14 protein-coding genes are annotated in these 18,568 nt (G+C 31.8%); 1 reads left to right on the top strand and 13 read right to left on the bottom strand.

All coding sequences use genetic code 11. The features are described from left to right. Positions 1-2 precede the first annotated feature (2 nt). Positions 3-2,006 carry an integrase catalytic domain-containing protein gene (locus FHR24_RS07395; RefSeq protein ID WP_208412300.1) on the bottom strand — a complete coding sequence of 668 codons (2,004 nt, stop codon included), beginning with the start codon at positions 2,004-2,006 and terminating at the stop codon, positions 3-5. A 9-nt stretch (positions 2,007-2,015) separates the two neighbouring features. After that, complete coding sequence (locus FHR24_RS07390; RefSeq protein WP_167186120.1) at positions 2,016-2,207, bottom strand: hypothetical protein; 192 nt, start codon at positions 2,205-2,207, stop codon at positions 2,016-2,018. Positions 2,208-2,343: 136 nt separating this feature from the next. Here FHR24_RS07390 and FHR24_RS07385 point away from each other — a divergent pair, with 136 nt between their 5' ends. Further along, entirely contained in the window at positions 2,344-3,003 is a 660-nt protein-coding gene (locus FHR24_RS07385) for an XRE family transcriptional regulator (protein WP_167186117.1), read from the top strand. Positions 3,004-3,730: 727 nt separating this feature from the next. Here FHR24_RS07385 and FHR24_RS07380 read toward each other — a convergent pair. The 11 genes from FHR24_RS07380 to FHR24_RS07330 form a co-directional block, all read right to left on the bottom strand. Then, positions 3,731-5,527, bottom strand: coding sequence for a leucine-rich repeat domain-containing protein (locus FHR24_RS07380; RefSeq protein WP_167186114.1), 1,797 nt, complete (start codon positions 5,525-5,527; stop codon positions 3,731-3,733). Positions 5,528-5,703: 176 nt separating this feature from the next. Further along, positions 5,704-6,087: a DUF3037 domain-containing protein gene (locus tag FHR24_RS07375; protein WP_167186111.1), complete on the bottom strand. Its 384-nt coding sequence runs from the start codon at positions 6,085-6,087 to the stop codon at positions 5,704-5,706. Continuing rightward, positions 6,077-6,856 carry a HipA family kinase gene (locus FHR24_RS07370; protein WP_167186108.1) on the bottom strand — a complete coding sequence of 260 codons (780 nt, stop codon included), beginning with the start codon at positions 6,854-6,856 and terminating at the stop codon, positions 6,077-6,079. Before FHR24_RS07370 ends, FHR24_RS07375 begins: the two co-directional genes overlap by 11 nt. Positions 6,857-6,975: 119 nt before the next feature. Then, positions 6,976-8,058 carry an alkene reductase gene (locus tag FHR24_RS07365; protein WP_167186105.1) on the bottom strand — a complete coding sequence of 361 codons (1,083 nt, stop codon included), beginning with the start codon at positions 8,056-8,058 and terminating at the stop codon, positions 6,976-6,978. Between the two features lie 5 nt (positions 8,059-8,063). Continuing rightward, positions 8,064-8,717, bottom strand: a complete 654-nt coding sequence (locus FHR24_RS07360; protein WP_167186102.1) for a peroxiredoxin-like family protein — start codon at positions 8,715-8,717, stop codon at positions 8,064-8,066. 64 nt (positions 8,718-8,781) lie between these two features. Further along, entirely contained in the window at positions 8,782-9,339 is a 558-nt protein-coding gene (locus tag FHR24_RS07355) for a TetR/AcrR family transcriptional regulator (RefSeq protein WP_167186099.1), read from the bottom strand. Between the two features lie 146 nt (positions 9,340-9,485). Then, the gene (locus FHR24_RS07350) at positions 9,486-11,291 is read right to left on the bottom strand and encodes a cytochrome-c peroxidase (RefSeq protein ID WP_167186097.1); all 1,806 of its coding nucleotides are present in this window, start codon (positions 11,289-11,291) and stop codon (positions 9,486-9,488) included. 88 nt (positions 11,292-11,379) lie between these two features. After that, positions 11,380-12,930, bottom strand: coding sequence for a hypothetical protein (locus tag FHR24_RS07345; protein ID WP_167186094.1), 1,551 nt, complete (start codon positions 12,928-12,930; stop codon positions 11,380-11,382). Positions 12,931-13,228: 298 nt separating this feature from the next. Then, positions 13,229-15,037 (bottom strand): cytochrome-c peroxidase, encoded by a 1,809-nt coding sequence (locus FHR24_RS07340; RefSeq protein ID WP_167186091.1) that lies wholly within the window; start codon positions 15,035-15,037, stop codon positions 13,229-13,231. Between the two features lie 4 nt (positions 15,038-15,041). Then, on the bottom strand, positions 15,042-16,553 hold the full coding sequence (locus FHR24_RS07335) for a PhoX family protein (RefSeq protein ID WP_167186088.1): 1,512 nt from the start codon (positions 16,551-16,553) through the stop codon (positions 15,042-15,044). 293 nt (positions 16,554-16,846) lie between these two features. Beyond that, positions 16,847-18,433: a T9SS type A sorting domain-containing protein gene (locus tag FHR24_RS07330; RefSeq protein ID WP_167186085.1), complete on the bottom strand. Its 1,587-nt coding sequence runs from the start codon at positions 18,431-18,433 to the stop codon at positions 16,847-16,849. Positions 18,434-18,568: the final 135 nt, after the last annotated feature.

The following is an 18,568-nucleotide window of genomic DNA, read 5'->3' as shown; positions in this document are numbered from 1 at the left end:
TTTTAAAATCTTGATGCTATGCTTGTTAAATTTTCTGATGATTCTACTTTACTGCGTTGGTCTTTTGGCAAACGCCCTTTGAACTTTACTAGTAAATCCTGATCTTCTATCATTTTCTCTCTTGATATTCCCGTTCTCCTTACCAAAGCTTTATAATCAGCTTCATCACGTGCAAACTCAATATCCCTAACCTTCATATCCTCTTTTCTCTTTTCATTATCTCCATCTTGCATTAGAATAGGTACAGCTTGGTGATTTCTCTTAGGCTGTGCATTAGCTATATTTACAACCTTTTTGTTTTCATCCATTAAACAAAGCTGTATGTAGCCATCTAAATACTCTGGATCATATCTAATAATGAATTTCTTACCTATGTATTTTCTTCTGAATTCTAAATCAATATTTCCATCAACATCCAACACCTCATATTGATATTTTACATCTCCAATCCTTAGGTCTAAACCATGTTTTTTATAGGTAACTGGTCTGTTTTTTTCTTCAATCCACATTTTATCCATAATATCAAACAGGCTTAAAGATTGTTTTTGTGGCATTTCTTGATTATAAACCTGTGTTCTGGTTAATTTTTTTAAATGAGGATGTTTTTTATCATTCCAAAGATTAACAGCTGTTTCCCATGCCTGATAGAGTTCCTCAGGTGTTTTAAGAATATCTTTGTTGTCATAAACAAAATCTTCGTTCATTCTGTTATCAGCTCTACGTACCTTTATACTTTGTCCATCTGAAAACCAAAACTTTGTAATTACTTGCTGCTGTAATCTTTTAAACAATTGTTCCGCAGGCGAGTTGTGTTCTCCTACTTTGTGTGGATAGTGTGTTCCTCCATTTTTTCCATCATCATCAGACTTTGCAACTAAAGAACTGTACAGATTTTGCATTCTATCCATTTTATGACCACTTTGATTATCGTATGTAAACAAATAAGGTCTACAACCTGCTTCATTAACCGCCATTTTAATAGCTTTAAAGTGATCTACATGACTTTCTGTAAAACTTAAAGACCATCCTATAATCTTTTCACTAAACACATCAAAAACAACATCAATCTTAAGTTTGGCACCCATATTATTACTGCTGTCATCCCAAAAATGCACCCAGTCCAATTTTGTACCATCAATAGCCCAATACACGTTTGGAAACCATCCTTTTTTATTACGAGTAAGCGTGTGTTTAAACTCTTTAGCCCAATCCTCTTTACCATGACGAGCAAGCATCCAAATTCTTTTATTTTCAGGTTGATCTAAAAATTGATTTACTGCAGATTCAGAAATACTAGGCCAGCTGTTATCATCTTTAACATTATTATATTTTTCTAACAGCTCAGGAGTAGTATATTTTATTGGCAAACAATAAGTAGCTAGTAAGAAGTCTTTAACCTCTTGTTTTAACTTTAGTTTATGTTCATTTCCTTCATTTTTATGAATAAAACAAGCATAACCGTTTTTTAAATATTCATTATACCTTCTGTATAAGCTTCTGTCATTACCGGGTAAGGAATATTTCCACTCTCTGGTAGGAATTGCATTTACAGCATCACTAATATTCTTCCAGATATGAGTTTTCTTTCTTCCAAAAGCTTTAGAAGCAACACCATAATCATTCAACACCGTTCTAATAGCATTTAAAATCATCACATTAGTAGCTCTAATAACCTGTATATCTTGTGCCAAAGGTTGTCCATCTGGTTTCCTGTGTTGAGCAAAAAATGAAATTGCATTGTGGTCCGGTACCAGATACTCTACTAAAATATTTTTTACCGCTACTTTTTTAGGATCTCCTAATTCTTTTAAACAGATATTTTTAATATCTAAGGGTAGGTCCTTGTAGCTTACAAAAGCCTCGTTACTAGCACCACGACCTTGTTTTGTTCTTACCAACTTTCCTCTTTTACACCAAGTCTTATATGTTTCATAAGCTATTAAAGCCCAATCATCATAAAGAAGTTTTGCAGGAATAGAAAGTGTATTGCTGTGATATTCGTACATAAGAATTTATTAAATAGTTTGAATAAAAGCTTTAACAAAGCTTTTCTTAGCAGATACAATTGCATTATATTTTTTCTTAATTATATCCGCCTCTAAAGAATTATTAGCAGGGGACAAATATCTCCTGATAGTTCTCTCATTAACCTTGTTATCTAATGCCAATTCATCGATAACTTCTTTATCGTATATCTTTTTTGCCATAACAATCTTGTTTTGTTTTCTTTTTTAATACTTTTAAAACTTGTTTAGTAGTGTCCAACTACTGGACAAGTTTAAGGCATATTTTTACTAATAAACAACATAAATAGTCATTATTTTACTATTTAATCATAAATAAATGGATATATATTTAAGAATCAAAGAGTTAAGAAAGAGTAATAATTTGACTCAAAGTGATTTTGGAGACATAATAAAGGTTGATTCTAGTCATTTCGGGAAGATTGAAAGAGGATTAATTAGACCTACAATACCTCAGTTAATGGATATATCTGCCTATTTTGATGTTTCCTTAGATTGGTTGATTGCAGGTCAAAAAAATAAACCAAAAGCACAAAATCCTTTAAATTTAATAAAGGAATTCAACGGAGATATTCCTCGAGGAGCTAAACCTTTTTGGAATCTACAAGTATCAGGCGGTAGAAAGTTAGTGGAAATGATTTCTAACATTATGCCTGTTGGATATATGGAAGGGATTCGAATACCAGGATTTGAACAAACAGAAAACATTTTCCCTGTTGTTGGATATTCTATGGCTCCAGAGGTTATGGAGAATGCTGTTATTGGAGCTAGGCAAATACTGAATAGATGGGAGATTTTAAGAACCGATAAAAAACATTTAATCATTACTAATGAAGAGAGAATGATCAAATACATACAACATGATGACAATGATGAAAACATACTTTGGTGTGTTTCCCCTAACTATTCAAAATTCAAAATATACAAAGATGATATCCTCGAAATACACCAGATAACCTTTGTTATGAACCCTTCTTGATCAATAAACCTGTAAATCAATCACTTATGACTGTTTCAAGCGTTTTTTAAATGTATATTCACCCTAGTTAAAAGAACTAAAACAAACATTAACAACACCTAAACTCACAAAATAGGCAAATTATGACTTATTGTAGTATTGTTTTTTGAACCCCTAAGTGACCCCCTAAGCGAACCCCTAAACCCAAAAAACAGCATTCTTTAAAAAATTAAAACATTTTTAAACAATGGAGTTTTAAAGATTAAGTAGAATTGTGCAATAAAACAGAAAGCCAACAAATAGAAGCCTTTTAAGAGGTTTAGTAAAACTCCTCAATAGTTTGTTATTATCGTATTTAAAACACCTTTAAATGGTTTTAAACCTTGTTTTAACTAGGTTTAAAGAGTGTTTTATTCGTAAAAGAGTAGTGTTTTACAGCAAAAGCCTTAAATGCTTTTTAAAAGAGGAAGTATAAGTGAAGTATATGGAAGCATTTTCACATTATGAAGATTACTTCTTAAACATAAAAAAACGCCCGTATAGAGCGTTTTCATTGGCTTTTGGTTGTTTTTTAGCCTTTTTTTATTTGTATCTTTTTATTTGTGGGGTATAATATAAAACCCAACAGTTTTAAACAACATTAGTAATACCCTTACTCCCCCTAAAAGAATTAGTTTTATTATTCAACAAAAAAACGCTCCGTTTTGCAACGGAGCGTTTTAAACTAAAAAAAACTATTTAATATAAATTACTGTTTTACTACTTTTTTAGCAAAAACTCCTTTGTTGGTGTTTATGGTTAAAATATAAACTCCTTTAGAAAGTGTTGCTACATTAACCGTAGCCTGTGTGGTGCTTGTTACCACAGCTCCTGTAATGTCTAATAGGTTTATTTTTGTAACCTCTATTCCGTTATTTGCTTGTATAGACAAACTATTTTGACCAAATACAATGTTAAAATTATTATTAAAAGTTTCTTTCTCTGCACTTAACGTCACGGTTTCTGTAATGGTTTTAAAATCTTGCCAAACCGCTGCAGCTTCGTAATCTGTCTTGCTTCCACTGGGTACCGTTAAGTTTATATTGCTAACATTATCTACAGGAGGTCCTCCCATTCCAGCAACCACAAAAACATTCGTAATACTTATAGGTGTTGAATTTTCTACGACTACGTTAGATAAACTAGTACAATCATAAAAAGAATAAGCACTTATACTTGTTAGTCCAGCAGGTAGCGTAATGCTTGTCAATTTAAAACATTCTGAAAAAGTAAAAGAACCAATAGTTGTAATCCCACTAGGAAGAGTCACACTTGTTAGTTCTGAACAAGAACTAAAAGCAGAGTTCCCAATAGTGGTAACTCCATCAGGAATGGTAATACTTGTCAACTCAGAACAAGAACTAAATGCAGAAGTACCAATGGTGGTAATTCCATTAGGAAGGGTGACGCTTGTTAACCCTTCACATTCATAAAAAGCAGAAGTACCAATAGTTTTAAGGTTTGTAGGTAAAACAACACTTGTTAATTCATAACATTCATAAAAAGCTTTAGACATAATTTTGGTTACAGAATATTGAATGCTATTATGAGTTACCGTATCTGGAATGGTTACAGCTCCTTCATACTTTCCACTTGTTAAAGGCATAACACCAACAACAGTTCCACCTAAACTAGCATAACGAATTCCACCTTCTACAAAGAACACAGGTTCTGTAGTAAGGATTTCAGAAAAAATATTCCACGCATCAGCAGCTTCATAAGTGTTTACACTTCCATTTGGAACTACCAAATATAAAATTTCTTCGGGTTCATCAAATGGTGAAGGTTCTGAATTCTCTGCAAAAACAGTAGCCTCTATTTCTAAAGGAGTTGTATTTTTAACAATTACCATTTCCAAAGCTTCACAAGATTTAAATGCTTTATTTCCTAAACTTGTAAGCGTACTTGGTAACTCTATGCGGGTTAAAGAACTACAACTAGAAAAGGCAGATTCTCCAATTTCTGTAAGCCCTTCTGGTAAATTAATGGTTGTTAAATCGTTACAAGCATTAAAAGCTTCACGCTCTACACTTGTAATACCACTAGGCAAACTTACCGATACTAAGTTAGGGCAGTATTCAAATACTTGATCGCTCATTACTGTAACTCCACTTGGAATTGTAATACTTGTTAAAGCTTCACAACCATAAAAAGCAGTAGAACCAATTTCTGTAAGGCTATTAGGAAACGTAAAATTTGCTAATTTTTTACAACTTTGAAAACTGCTTTGACCTATATACAAAAGTCCTGAGGGTAACACAATACTTGTTAGTTCTTCATTATTCATAAAAGCATTATCTCCAATACCTGTAACCGTATAATTTACTGTATTATAAGTTACTGTATTAGGAATTGTAATAGCTCCTGTATATTTACCAGAAGATAGTGCAACTACTTCTATAGTGTTAGTATCAGTAGTATTGTAACGTATTCCGTTTGAATCAAAAGATTCTGCCTTCGCAAAAGCAAAGGTCAACAAAAGTGTTAAAAGTAATTTTAATTTCATTTTTTTGGGTTTTGTTTTGACTTTGTAAAACTAGAGAACCAAAAACTTTTATAGTAGCCCAAGAAGACAAATCAATAGCCCAATAAGGTAAATTTTACAACACTTAACTATTAAATCAACAAAAAAAGGAATAAAGCCACAGCTCTATTCCTTTTAATTTTATGTGTTTTATTGTTTTATAAAACGTATTTATCAAACAAAACTTCTAATGTTTTTTCTGGCTGATGACACAAACCTGTATGTGTTTTAGAACATTGCAAAGTGCTACTTTTAGCTGCTGTTAACCATCTAAACCTGTCTGAAGTTTCCATTTGTGCTATTTTTCCTCCTGCTGTAGTTCCACTACAAATAGACTCCCAAGCCTTTAAATATTGTTGATACAATTCTAGATCCAATTCTGGAGCCAAAGCTTTTAATTTGGTTGTATCTACATGGTGTTTAATCCCAATAAACTTTTTACGTTTAGAAAAAACAAGCACTCCCACGTTTACAAATTCCTCTCGTTCTACCTTGGGCACAATTCTTACAATTGCATATTCATACGTACATCTATCTTGCATTTTCAGCCTCTTTTACTAATTCCTCAATTTTAGACAATCTGCTATTTACAAACGCTACATAGGCTTGTCTCATTTCTGTGGTTGGCATTTCATCCACTTCACTTTCTAACCAATCTTCTGGAATATTTGCTACAATTTCAGTTATTATTTCTGTATTTAAAACAGCTGTAATTTCTGTAGCAGCCGTTTGCAAATCTTTGGCTTTTTCTAAAAGTACATGGTCTTTTATTAGTGGAAACGTTCTAGTTAAATGGTTTTCCCAAGTTTTCCAATTGTGATGAAAATAAAAACTAGCTCCGTTGTCTATAATCCAAAGTTCATTTTTCCAGTTTAACAAATTGGTGTTTTTTACCGTTCTGTCTATATTGCTAATTAAACTGTCTAACAATACTATTTTAGAAGCAAGCAAACTGTCTACGTCTCCCACCAAAGGATCATAAGTAATGGCTTCTGATAAAAAATGCAATCCTAAGTTTAAACCTACACTAAATTTTAGCAAATCCTGAATTTCTTCATCGGGTTCTGTTTTGCTAAACGAATCGTCTAAATTCATAAACACCAATTCTGGAACTTTTAAGCCCAAAGCTCTGGCAATTTCTCCCCCAATAAACTCAGCTATTAAAGCTTTTTTACCTTGTCCGGCTCCTCTAAACTTTAGCACATACAAAAAACCATCATCAGCTGCTACAATGGCTGGCATAGAACCTCCTTCTCTCAAAGGTTGCACGTACTGAATAACGTTTACGGTGCGAATTTCAATTTTATTCATACCTCTAAATTAGTAAAAAATGTAGGTTGTAACGCCTTTGTTCTTTTAGTTTATTTTGATAAAAAAAGTGCAAACCTTTTTTAGATTTGCACTTTGTATACAACAACATCTGGTTTGTCTTAATTTGCTTTTGCCAAAGTAGGATAAGTTAAATATCCTTCTTCTCCAGGAGTGTAAAATGTATTTTGATCTGGTTGATTAAATTTTGCTCCTTGCTCTATACGTGCAATTAAATCTGGATTGGCAATAAAAGGAACCCCAATAGAAACCAAATAACGATCGTTTTCTGAAACCGTTTTTTCTGCTCTTGGCAAATCGTATCCAAAGCCTCCGTTAAAAATTATATTTCCGTTAAATTTAGCCGCCAATCCTTCTAAATATCCATCAGGAATGTTTTGAGACAATGCAGCCAAATGCAAGTAAGCCAAATCCAAAGTGTTTAATTCCTGAATTAAATAATCAAAAGTTGCTGGAATTTCATCATACAAAGCCATGTCGTTAAACTCACCAAATGGAGAAATACGAATTCCAGTTTTATCGTTCCCAATTACATTAGAAATTTGTGTTGCCAATTCCAACACAAAACGACTTCTGTTTTCTACAGACCCACCGTATTCATCTTTTCTTTGATTAGATCCTTTGTTTAAAAACTGATTGGCTAAATATCCGTTGGCAGCATGAATCTCAACTCCATCAAAACCTGCAACAATAGCATTTTTTGCCGCTTGTACATATTCTTCTTGAGCTTGTTTAATGTCTTGCAACGTCATTTCACGCGGAGTTGTGTGTGCTTTTACTCCTTCCATGGTAAACATTTCTCCAGCTGCTTGAATGGCAGAAGGTGCCAATACCTCTCCTCCTTCTGGTAAATTTAATTCATGAGAAATACGACCCGTGTGCATAATTTGTAAGAAAATTTTTCCTCCTTTTTTATGTACAGCTTCCGTTGTTTTTTTCCATCCTTCTATTTGTTCGTCAGAATAAACAGCCGGAATGTTAGGGTATCCTAATCCGTTTTTTGATGGAGAAGTAGCTTCTGTTATAATTAAACCTGCATTGGCACGCAAACCATAATACTCCGCCATTATATTGTTAGGAATGTTCCCAATAGCACGAGATCTTGTCATGGGTGCCATAACAACGTGGTTCTGTAATTGTAAAGACTCCGATTGAAACGAAGACAATAATTTTGAGTTTTTCATCTTATTTATGATTTTAAATTTTTAGTAATTTCTGTAGGTTCTGCTCTGTTTCTGTATTCTGCATCTAAAAAAGCATACGTAATTTCTCCCTCTTGATTGATGATATAAGTAGCCGCTAACGGAAGTTCATTAGAATCGTCTCCATTGTATTTTTTTAAACCAAAAGCTTTGTTGTGATTTTCTGCCACATCATCATTCAACTTAAACACAATACCGTATTCCTTAGCTATTTTGTTTCCTACATCGCTCAACACCTCAAACTCTAAATTGTGTTTTTCTGAGGTGCTTAAAGACTTGTCTGGCAACTCTGGAGTTAAGGCAATTAAGGTAGCTCCATTGACTTTAAAATTGGGCAACTCTTGTTGTAACTCACGTAACGTTAAATTACAATAAGGACACCAACCGCCTCTATACCAAGTTAGCACTACTTTTCCTTTTTTAAGATATTCATCTAAAGTGACTGATGTTCCCAATGCGTTGGTTAAACTAAAATTAGGAGCTTTGTCTCCCACATTTTTAGCATTTTCTAAAATCCCGCTATTGGCAACGGTTTCCACACCATTGTTGTAACTTTTTATGACAGATTCATCTGCTTTGGCTTCAAAATTTTCTTTTACAGCATCTAACTGTGGCTGTAATGCTTCTTGTGTTTTTTCCATGATATTATTATTTTTTAATTTCATTTTTTTCTAACCAATCGGTTAGTTTTAGGTTAAAAAAATATTAGATTCGATTAAAGACCATTTCTATATAATCTTTTACCTCATTAGGGCAACTTACTTTGGTAATAGTTCCTAAAGATTGTAAAGACAATATTAAAAAATTGACTTGCTTATTTAGTGTTTCTTCGTCTTTTTGAGGATCTTTGGCCAGCTTAATTCTAAACAATTCTTTGATTCCTTCACGATCCCAAATTTCATTTTTAAAAATAGCTTCTGTTTCTGCAAACTCCTGATAACTTTGGGTTACAAAACATCCTTTTTTTTCATCATTTTGGTACCAAGTACACATAGAGTCGTAAAACAATTGTTTGATGTCTGCCACCCCTTGATTTCCATTATGAAAACGTTGAAACATTTCTTTAGACTTTTCTTTGTACGCTTTAATACACGCTAAAAAAACTCCTTCTTTGTTTTTAAAACTAGCATAAATAGAAAATTTGTTAATTCCCATAGCTTTCTCTAGCATTTGCATAGAGGTAGCTTGGTAACCATGTTTCCAAAACAACACAGTGGCTTTTTCTATCACGTCTTGTTCACAATATTTTTTAATTCTTGGCATGCTATTCTTAATTACGGCTCAAAACTAAACAATCGGTTAGTAATAAAAAAATATTTTCATAATTTTCTAGATATCTAAAAAAATCACCAAAACAAAAAGAGCAACAAACCAAGTTTGTTGCTCTTTATTATGAATAAAATTATTGCTTAATAAACCTCTTCTGGAATGTCTGTTAAAGTGTTTAGAAACGCAATCATATCTTTTATTTCTTGTTCTGATAAATTTAAATTATCAAAAGGTAAAGTTTGGTTTGGTACATCAAAACCTAAACCTGCTCCACCTCCTTGGTTATAAAATTCCATTACCTCCTCTAAAGTAGTGTAAACTCCGTTGTGCATATAGGGTGCTGTTAAAGCAATATTACGAATGGTTGGTGTTTTAAACATTCTCTTATGATACTCTTGATTGTAGGAATTGTAATATCCTAAATCATTGTCTATTTGTCTATTTTTAAAAGTCTTTGCTACTCCAATAGCTTCTTTTTCTGTATCTGTAAAAAATGGAGGCACAGTACCACTGGTTAAAGGCATAAAATGGCAAGTTGCACACAAGGCTTTTCCCATAAATAAATTAAATCCATTTTTTTCTGATGCTGTATAGGTATTTGCTTCTCCTCTAATATTTCTATCAAATTTAGAATTAAACCCATTTAAAGTTCCTACATAAGAAGCAATAGCTCTAACAATATCATGATTGCTTTTGGGTACTTTTCCATAAGCGTTTTTAAAAAGGTTGATATAAGTGGTGTCTACCAAAATTTCATCAGAAAATTGATGTACAGTTACGTTAAACTCTTTATCGTTAGCGAATACATTGCTTATTTGCTCGTTTAAATTCCCAGATTTTCCATCCCAAAAAAAAGCTTTTTGAAAAATAGAATTGATCAATGTTGGAGAGTTTCTAGATAACGGTTTTCCTGTATTGTCTTTTGAAAATTGCAAACCATCTGCATAGCCTTTTTGGGGATCATGACAACTAATACAAGACAGTTTTCCTCCTTTTGAGATGTTGACATCGTTAAATAATTTTTGTCCTAATTGAATTTGTGCCTTTGTTGAGTTTTGATTTTTGGAAGAAGCAAAATGATTCACATCCCAACTATCATTCTCAAAAAAAGTAGGAGCATCTAAATTAAAAGGATACACTCCGCTAGTTTCCCACAAATTGCTTTCTTTTCTAACGTTAACCCAAGCTCTTGTAATAGGATTTATATAATCCCTTATGTAAGAAAACCGGTCAAACTGGTTAAAGTTTACATTTGGTTTTATAAAATCAATAGCACTTTTTAAATTCTGTATTAATTCTTTGTCCAAGGTTGGGTTTTTATCAACAATAATTTTTTGAATACTATTTTGATAAACAAATAATAAGCTCTCTAATGATGTTTTTGCCTCGTTAATTCCCCATTGACTTACAGGTGTATCAAACCCAGCCATAGAAAAACTAATAATTCTTAATAACTGTTGATGTGTGGCTATAAAAAAACGTTTGGCATCTACTTTATAATACACCACTTCTTTTTTTACCGTACTTAAAATTCCTTTTGTAACGTGTATGTTGGTCGCAAAATCTTTTGTTTCCGTATCTCCAAGAAATATAGATTCTTCTAGTTTTTGTAACCCTATAGGCTCTAACAATTTTCCACTGTTTTCTCTAAATACAGGCAATGCAGGTCCATTTACTTTATGACCCGATTTTGGATTTAAGTAAGAAACAAAAGGCTCACATTTTTTAAATGCTGTTCTTATTTTTTTTAAGACTATTTGGTTATTAGGAGATTGAACCTGTAATGTATCTAAATCATCTAACAAAGCAATGGTAGTGTTTAGATTGTCTACATAAAAGCGATGTACAACAGACCAATCTACAGTTGTTATTTCCTTTTTTTTGGAATTACAAGAGAAGAGTGTCAAAAAAAATAAAGCTAAAATGAAAAGGTTTCTTAAATTCATGGTAACAGTTCTTATATACGTTTAAAAGTAGTTCCCAAAAAACAACAATGCTTTTTGGGAACAGACTTAAATTTTTAAACTAATTTAATTATTGAGGCAATCCTCTTAAAATTACAATTTGAGAAGCTCTGTCTGATTCTCCAGGACCATCATGACCGTCTAAAGCCTTAAAAGCGTTGTCTTGCCAATATTTAACTTGTATATTTAATAAAAAAGTACCAGGAACACCTACTTTATCAGATACATCTGTTAAAGCACCAAATTCACCACTTTCTACAATACTTAAACTATTATTTCCTAAAGATTTTACTTTAAGATCTAATACATTTCTTACATTGTTTCCTTGTAGATCTGATTGATAAATAGAAGCTGCATGTCCTCTATTCCAAGTACCTCCGTTAGGATCTTCTTGAAAATACACATAGTTTTCTGTTACACAAACATTATCTGGGCTTTGTAAAGGTCTTAAATAACCATCTTTCCCTTTATCACTATCGTTTCCACTAATAATTTTAGTCAACTTACCTGTTAATGGAGAGTCTGCATCTAAAACTAATTTATATACATTTCCTTGATCGTTAACCGTTCCTTTTCCTGCACCTTTTCCAGTTACAGCAAAGTAAATATTACGTGCATTTTCATCATTTCCTTTTTGATAATCTAAATCTTCCATTCTTACAAAAGAAGTAGCAAACAATGTGTTTTTATAATAATTAGAAGTCTCGTTTGTGCTTAAGTTTTTAGCATTTGGAATTTCTAAAAACTCTACATCATAAGTGTTTTTTAAATCAAAATCACTTTCATCATGTCTTTCTCCAGCAGGAGCATCAATAATTCCACCTGCTCCATCAGAAATTTGTTTGGTACGTAACACATATACTTTTCCATTGGTTCTGTCTACATCACCGTTTTCTGACATATATAATATTGGTTGACCTCCATCAAGATCATTTCCTCCTAAAATAACCGTTTTACCAGGATACGTATTTTTAGGTAATGGCACTGCATTTTCCCATAAAAATTGACCTAATGCTTTGTTTCCATAATCTCCTGTAGGATTTGGAGTTTCTATTCTAGGGTCAATTTCTTTTACTACATTACTTACAGATTCTTCTGAAGCAGATAAGAAAACATCTTTGTCTCCACCATGAATTTCTTTTTCCCACATGGTTCCAGAACATTGTCTAGAATAATCTGCAACTCCAGAGTTTAACAAATAATCTCCAGAAATAGGATTTAAGTTTTTGTCTAATCTTAAACGAGCGATAGCTTTTGCATCTTCACAGTTTACAACATAAATAAAACCATCTTCTCCGTCTTTAATTAACCCTGCACCATCTACTGTACTCGCTATCTGAAAGTTATCTCCAACAACATCTACAGATGTAAGTAAAGAATATGCTTTTACACCATTAAAACTTGGATTAACAGTTACTAAAGGCTCAATAATCGACTTGTCAAAAAACATGTCAGTGTCTAAAAGCAATGCTGCATCCTCTCCTGCTTTTCCGTCTTGACCATTTTGACCATCAATTCCATCTTTTCCGTTAATTCCATCCAATCCATCTTCACTACAACTTGTTGATAACATAGCGAATGACAGTCCTACCAATAGTAGGGGTAATCTTAAAATTTTCATTTTTGTTTGATTTTTAAAAGTTTGATGGAGGCAAAACTAGTTTTCAAACAAACCTAAAAAGGAGTAAAAACGTATTAAAAAGTGGAGTATTCTTTCAGAACAAAGTACATTTTAGACAAAAAATAGCACTATTTATACATTATCATTAAATTAACATTAGACTGTTTTTAACTTTACATACACTTTAAAACTTATATTACTACAATCTAATATTTGTATATATATTCAAAATGATATCAAAACAAAAAAGAGCAACAAACTTAGTTTGTTGCTCTTTTTTAAGGAGTAAAATTATTGTTTAATAAACCTCTTCTGGAGTGTCTGTTAAGGTTTTCATAAAAGCAATAATGTCTTTTATTTCTTCTTCTGATAAGTTTAAATTATCAAAAGGCAAGGTTTGGTGAGGCACATCAAACCCTAAACCTGCACCACCTCCTTGGTTGTAAAAATCCATCACCTCTTCTAAAGTATTGTACACACCGTTGTGCATATAAGGAGCTGTTAACACAATGTTTCTAAGCGTTGGAGTTTTAAACATTCCTTTTCTCTGTTCTGTTTTAAATAATTCATACCTACCTAAATCATCATCTAAATTTAGATTTTTATTGGTTTTGGGAACCCCAATAATTTCCATTTCGGATTCTGTAAAGTTTGGTGGCACGGTACCGTTAAACAAAGGAGGAAAATGACAAGTGGCACAAGCTGCTTTTCCCATAAACAAGTTAAAACCTCTTTTTTCTGTAACTGATAAGGTGTTCTCTCTTCCGTTTATATTGTTGTCAAACTTAGAATTAAATTTATTTAGAGACCTAACATAGGCAGCAATTGCATGTCTAATATTTGCATCCGTTACTTTTTTAGTATACAAACTATCAAAGACTTTTATATACTTTTTATTGGTCTTTACTTTTTTAACTAAAACGTCTAAATTAGAATCAAATTCGTTATGGTTTGTAACTACTCCTACTATTTGACCTTCTAAACTCCCTGCTCTATTATCCAAAAAAAATGCTTGCTGTAAACCAGCATATGTTAGTGTAGGTGTATTCCTTTTTTGATGCTGATTAAATGTCTTTTTACCATCTGTAAAAGCAAGATTTTTATCATGACATGTAGCACAAGACATATGATTGTTGATTGATAAATTTTTATCATTAAACAATTGTTTTCCTAATGCTACTTTTTGTTTTAAATAAACTGTATCACTTTTATAATCAGCAAAGTAAGATACATTAAATAGTTTTTCACTAAACAATAATTCAAAATCATTAGACAAGGCCATCTCAAAAGGGAATTCTGTACCCCAGTCATTTACCGTTTTATTCCATAATGATATTTGATTTTTTGTATGTGTTTTAATGAATTCAAATCTATCAAACGTATCAAAATCAGTATCTAAAAACTTTATAGAACGATCTATCTCTTCTACCCAATTGTTGTACAATTCTGGATTTTGAAATTCAGTTTTATAAATAGTAAGTAACTCCTTTAAGGTTTGTAATGTGTAACTAGACTCTTTTAAAGATTGACCTAATACAGGAGAATCAAAATTAGACAAACCTACGGTAGCTAACCTTACAATGGCATCTTTTAAAAGCCACAGCATGTGATAGTCTTTAAGTTTTATATGTGTATTGTTATTTATTAATTTTAATCTACCACTAGTAATGTTAATTGCTCTTTTTACAACGATTGTATCTAATGAGTCATTAAACAAATTTTCTTCAATAACTTGATATCCTATAGGTTGATTAATTTTAATATCTGTAGGGTCTTCTTCTTGAATTCTTATTAAGTTGGGAGCATTTAAAGATTTGTAATTTTCCTTTTCTGCATAAGATAAAATAGGTTCACTTTTTTTAAAATATTTTCTAGATTTTATAAAAAAGTTTTGGTTTATTTCTTTGTCTTTATCAAGGTCAATACTATCTAAATATTGATAAGCGGTTTTTAAATAACCTTTGTATAATTTTTCTGTATTACTATTTAGAGCTTGTTTTATTTGCTCATCTGTTTGTTCTTTTTTACAAGCAACACTTAAAAGCAAAAGACATACACTTAAAGTGTATGCCTTAGCTTTGAATGTAAAATTCAAATATGTTTTCATAAACTTATCTATCTAAACCTTTTACAACATATAAAGTAGATCCCTCTTTGTTATTTGATAAGTCACTATTTGCTTTAGGATCTGTAAAAGAAGTTCCATCTGCAGGATTCCATCCGTGGTTTTGAGTGATTAATAAGAAAGTGTTTGTTCCGTTATCAACAGTTTCAGTTACATCAATCATACCCGTAATTTCCCAGTTATTAGAAGTAGTACCGTATCCTAAACCAGCAGCTCTATCTTGATCACATTCTAATACAGTTTTTAAATCTCCTGTAGCTAAATTGTATTGATATAATTTAGCATACCCAGTAATATCAGCATTTAAAGAAGCATATCCGTTTGGATCTTCTTGAATATAAGCATAGTTTTCTGTTACTAAAATATTATCTGGAGAATGGAAACCATCTGCTTTTCCACCTTCTTTATCACCATCTAAAACACAAGTAATTTTACAAGCTCCAGTTGGATCAGTTTCATTTAAGTTTACTTTATAAACTCTACCTAGTAAAGAACCTTTACCAACTAAATCTGTTTTATTACGACCTGTAACACAAAAATAAATTTCTCTTTGGTTAGCTGCAGAACCTCTTCTCCAGTCAATATCTTCTAATCTAGAGAATCCCATTACCCCTTTAGTTTTACACTCTTCATCTAAAGCAGTAATTTCAGTTTCAGTTAACTCAACAAACTCAGCACTGTACTCAGTTCCTTCTACCATATCTATTTCATTAGTTATACCTGTAGAAGTAACTTTTAAACCGTATAATTTACCACCGTATAAATCTCCTCTATTACCAACATACATTCCTAATTGTCCTGAAGGAACACTGTTATCAGAGTGATCATCACCAATAAATGCAACTGTTTTATCAACATATGCATCTTTACCAATAACAACTGCATTTTCTGTAGACCATTGTCCAAAAGCAGTTAACATTTCTCCTGTACCAGCTTCCGTTATACTTTTTGCAGGATCTGTTACAAAAACTCCTTTAGAAGCTCCTCCCCATTCACCTCCTGAAAGGTATAAAGGTCCAAAACCATGCTCAGCATCGGTAATTAAAGAACCTGAACATTGTGCTGTATTTGCCGTAGCTGTAGCATTCAAAATATACTCTCCTGTAATAGGTCTTAAATCTTTGTTTAATTTAATACGAGCAATAGAGTAATCCGCTTCTATATTGTTAATTAACGTAAAAGTTTGATCTCCATTGTTAATTAATCCAGCACCATCTGCCATTGAACCATACACAAAATCTGGGCTGTTTGGAATAACGTCTTCAGAAGATAAAATTGGAGTAATTTTTAAATCTACAAAATCACTTGTTACCTTTAATAACGTTGGTGTTTTTGATGCTGTTAAGTATACAGATGCATCTGTACCGCTATTACCATCAGTACCATTTGTCCCATCAGTACCGTTTGTTCCATTAACTCCATCTAAACCATCTTCTCCACAAGAAATTGCCAAAGCAGCAATCATAGCTAATGATGATAATTTTAATAATTTTTTCATTTTAAAAAGTTTGTTTTGTTTTTGTTGCCCCAAACTTAGTCCCTCATCAAAAAAAACTATGTAAGCTAAGGTTTAACAAAACCTCCTTTTTTTGTTAGTTTTATGTAAACTTTGTTAATTAAACCTTATCTACTCTTGTAACTGCATAGATCAATTACCTATAAACTATTACTTTACCGTGTTAACACAACTATTAACCCCTATTTAGAATGAACTAAAACAATAAAACAGGCATAAAAAAAAACTCCAAACAACTAATGGTTTGAAGTTTTATATGGTAATTTTTATTACAATTATTGAATACTTATTTTTTTACTTGTATCAAACCAATCAAAACCTTGTATAGACACTATATAGATTCCTTTGTTTAACATAGATACATCTATTGAGTGGTTAGTTCCTCCTTTTAATCCTTTAGAAACTAGAACTTCTATTCCACTAATATTTCTTACAGTAATAGTTACGTTGTCAAAATCTGAAGAAATAGCTACTTCTAATTTTTGATTAACTACAGGGTTAGCTATTATTTTTATGGCTTGTTTAGACTCTGTTTCTTTAAATTCATCTTCTAACGTTTTTAAATTGTTGATAATAGCTCCGTGTAATTGTGCCGTAAATTTAATAGGATATGTTCTTTTATTTTCTCCTCTATAGCTATGTAAATCAATATATTTTGGAGCTATATGATACTTATTATGTGAGATTCTTAAATATCTTTTTCCAGAAGCATAAATGTTATTATTTTGAGGTACTGGAAAAGACCACATTCCATTCCAATTGCTATCTACAAACAAACTACTATAGGCACCAGACCCTCTGGCTCCTATTTTATGAGAACATCCTTGAGATACTTGGTCACATAAAGACCCTTTAACACCTGTAACAGGTTGACCGTTGTATTTAAAAACACCTCTAATTTCGTTGTGTTTATTTACGTTTCGCATTTGAACCATTCCGTTTGATGATCCTGAATCTACCAAATTAGAAAAATCTACAGCTACAGAAGGACGTTTTCCAAACTTTAACCATGACTGCATTGCCTTTTCATAAATTCTAGTATTGGCTTCTTTAGATTTATTTTTATCACCAACACCAAAAGGATTGTCTATTGCAAAATGATTGATCGTTAATATTCCCATTTCTTCTACTCCTCTATGTTTTGTAAACTTGTTACTTTCCCACAAATGAGATACCTGTGTAGCGCTATAATTATTTTGTACCGTATAATTAAACTCTTTTCTAAATTTTGAATGATTTCCGTTAGAACTAGGAATATTTGCTTCTACAAAAATCATTAACCTTTTATTGGTTTCTTGCATTTCTCCTATAAATGGGTATTGCTTTTTAGGATCTGTAACCCCCATAACTCCATAAGAATATAAATTATTTATGGTATTGTTTTCATCATAGATGTAAGAAGATAGATTTTTGTATCCATTGTTATTACTTAAAAACAACTGATTAAAATTTTGCAAACCTAAGTTAGGGCCATTTTGTATGTGTAACGTGATAATTTCAGTAGGATTGTTTCTTAAAAGACTTTCTAATAAATTATTAAAATTCTTTCCATCCATCATACACATATTAGGGCTTCCGTGTTTTAGTTTAATATTCCCATTTACTAAGTGAATATCTACCATAAATTTACGTACCCCATAATTAAACTGTTCTTGCATGCTTAACTCCTGGTTTGCTCCTCCCAAACAAAATCCACCTGGTCCGTCTTTTCTATTGTTATTGGCATTATGAGATATTAACCAACTTACTTCATCATACCTCCTATTTCTAGGAAAGTCTACATTTGCTTTTTGAGCTTCTATAGCGTTTGTACAAAAAAGCACTGCTATTAATAGTTTAATAATTAAAAAATTTGTTTTCATTATGTTTCGTTTTTTTTTATTAAAACTACATGATGATACTTTTTGAAAAGAGTAATATTGTATATCTATTAGGTTTAATTGTTTCATTTTAGAGTGTATTCTATTCAGAAAACACCACTTTGGTTACAATAACTT

Source organism: Wenyingzhuangia heitensis, assembly GCF_011762155.1.
GTDB classification, from domain to species: Bacteria; Bacteroidota; Bacteroidia; order Flavobacteriales; family Flavobacteriaceae; genus Wenyingzhuangia; species Wenyingzhuangia heitensis.
Note: the sequence above shows the minus strand (reverse complement) of the source record. Positions and strands in the feature narration are given on the sequence as shown.

What these genes read in the sequence shown, in the direction of transcription:
- FHR24_RS07395 (WP_208412300.1), bottom strand. Translation starts at nt 2,006, where the DNA reads ATGTACGAATATCACAGCAATACACTTTCTATTCCTGCAAAACTTCTT.
- FHR24_RS07390 (WP_167186120.1), bottom strand. Translation starts at nt 2,207, where the DNA reads ATGGCAAAAAAGATATACGATAAAGAAGTTATCGATGAATTGGCATTA.
- FHR24_RS07385 (WP_167186117.1), top strand. Translation starts at nt 2,344, where the DNA reads ATGGATATATATTTAAGAATCAAAGAGTTAAGAAAGAGTAATAATTTG.
- FHR24_RS07380 (WP_167186114.1), bottom strand. Translation starts at nt 5,527, where the DNA reads ATGAAATTAAAATTACTTTTAACACTTTTGTTGACCTTTGCTTTTGCG.
- FHR24_RS07375 (WP_167186111.1), bottom strand. Translation starts at nt 6,087, where the DNA reads ATGCAAGATAGATGTACGTATGAATATGCAATTGTAAGAATTGTGCCC.
- FHR24_RS07370 (WP_167186108.1), bottom strand. Translation starts at nt 6,856, where the DNA reads ATGAATAAAATTGAAATTCGCACCGTAAACGTTATTCAGTACGTGCAA.
- FHR24_RS07365 (WP_167186105.1), bottom strand. Translation starts at nt 8,058, where the DNA reads ATGAAAAACTCAAAATTATTGTCTTCGTTTCAATCGGAGTCTTTACAA.
- FHR24_RS07360 (WP_167186102.1), bottom strand. Translation starts at nt 8,717, where the DNA reads ATGGAAAAAACACAAGAAGCATTACAGCCACAGTTAGATGCTGTAAAA.
- FHR24_RS07355 (WP_167186099.1), bottom strand. Translation starts at nt 9,339, where the DNA reads ATGCCAAGAATTAAAAAATATTGTGAACAAGACGTGATAGAAAAAGCC.
- FHR24_RS07350 (WP_167186097.1), bottom strand. Translation starts at nt 11,291, where the DNA reads ATGAATTTAAGAAACCTTTTCATTTTAGCTTTATTTTTTTTGACACTC.
- FHR24_RS07345 (WP_167186094.1), bottom strand. Translation starts at nt 12,930, where the DNA reads ATGAAAATTTTAAGATTACCCCTACTATTGGTAGGACTGTCATTCGCT.
- FHR24_RS07340 (WP_167186091.1), bottom strand. Translation starts at nt 15,037, where the DNA reads ATGAAAACATATTTGAATTTTACATTCAAAGCTAAGGCATACACTTTA.
- FHR24_RS07335 (WP_167186088.1), bottom strand. Translation starts at nt 16,553, where the DNA reads ATGAAAAAATTATTAAAATTATCATCATTAGCTATGATTGCTGCTTTG.
- FHR24_RS07330 (WP_167186085.1), bottom strand. Translation starts at nt 18,433, where the DNA reads ATGAAAACAAATTTTTTAATTATTAAACTATTAATAGCAGTGCTTTTT.